This window comes from Clostridioides sp. ZZV15-6597 (assembly GCF_020657815.1).
Taxonomy (GTDB): domain Bacteria; phylum Bacillota; class Clostridia; order Peptostreptococcales; family Peptostreptococcaceae; genus Clostridioides.
This window is the reverse complement of the sequence record NZ_JAGWCT010000220.1, coordinates 1-1,362: the sequence shown is the minus strand read 5'-3', so window position 1 is coordinate 1,362 and position 1,362 is coordinate 1. Positions and strand designations below refer to the sequence as shown.

The 1,362-nt window shown below is 27.6% G+C and carries 2 protein-coding genes; one reads left to right on the top strand and one right to left on the bottom strand.

Features of this window, described 5'->3' with window-relative positions; translation table 11 throughout:
- On the top strand, positions 1–566 hold a 566-nt coding region (locus tag KGF52_RS20945), incomplete at its 5' end, for an ABC transporter substrate-binding protein (protein WP_413927413.1).
- A 130-nt stretch (positions 567–696) separates the two neighbouring features.
- Here the strand turns inward: KGF52_RS20945 and KGF52_RS20940 are convergent.
- Complete coding sequence (locus KGF52_RS20940) at positions 697–1,044, bottom strand: cupin domain-containing protein (protein ID WP_227828086.1); 348 nt, start codon at positions 1,042–1,044, stop codon at positions 697–699.
- Positions 1,045–1,362: the final 318 nt, after the last annotated feature.

The following is a 1,362-nucleotide window of genomic DNA, read 5'->3' as shown; positions in this document are numbered from 1 at the left end:
ATGTTTTAAAAGACAAAGGGCTTACTATTGGAGAAAATTTAAAAGCAGGCAATGTTAATGTAAGAACTGATGTACAATTTGGAGTAATGGCTGGAGCTTTTGCAGGTGGTGAAGGTGACTTTACAACAGCATTTGAACCTACAGCAACTGCTATGGAAAAAGAAGGTAGTGGATATATAGTAACATCTATAGGAAAAGATTCTGGAGAAATACCATTTACAGCTTACTCTACTACTAGATCTTACATGAAAAATAATAAAGATTTAATTCAAAGATTTACAAATGCTGTTTATAGAGGTCAATTATGGGTTCAAAAAGCTCCTAGTAAAGAAATCGCAGAAGCTATGCAACCTTTCTTTGAAGATATCTCTCTAGAAGATTTAATAACAGTTGTAGATAGATATAAGTCAATAGATGCATGGTCTCAAAACCCTGTATTAAAAGAAGAAGGCTTAAATAAACTAATGGATGTTATGAAAGAAGCTAAGGAATTAGATAAAGAAGCACCTTATAAAGACATCGTAAACACTGAGTTTGCAAATAATGCAATAAAAAATATAAAATAAATATGTATCAATTTTAACTAAAAGCTTACAAAACTTATAAAAAGAGTCTTTTAAAAGACTCTTTTTATAAGTGAGATTAAAGTTTATATTAAAAAATAGAAATCAAAGTATTGTAAGAATACCTATATATCTATCCTCTGTATTCTGCTCCAGCATTGATTTTTGTGATTTGAACAGCAACCATTTCCTCATTGCTTCCATTAGTAATTTCATGCCATTCTCCTGTTGGCACAAAAACAGTATCACCTTTTTTTACATCACATTCATGTTCCCCAAGTTTCATTTTCCCTGCTCCTTTTAAGAAAACAAATATTTGTTCACCATTAGGATGTCTATGGGCATTAAGAACTTGATTAGGTTTAAAATAATAAACTTCTGAAGTTATATCATTACCAGCAAATACTGGTATTTTTGGTACTGCTGCATCATTATATTGAGCTAAGCTTCCATCTAATAGATTCTTTTTATTTTCATGCATACTATAAATACCTCTTTTCTATATTATAGATTTACTATTATTATTCCAATATAAAAAAATAGTATTCTCCTCATATACAATAGGAATAAAATTCTTTTCTAAATATAATGAATATGTGTTACTATATTTTAAATAGTATATATCCATATATTTATAAAAAAAGGCATAAAATATAATATTTTATGCCTTTTTTTATAAATGCAGCTTTTTCAATACTTACATAAATATAATTTGTTTATTTGTCAGTGAAATGTCAGTAATTTTTTTGGATTTTTTTATTGATTTTTCCTCTTTTTATGATTCTCATAAACATTATCT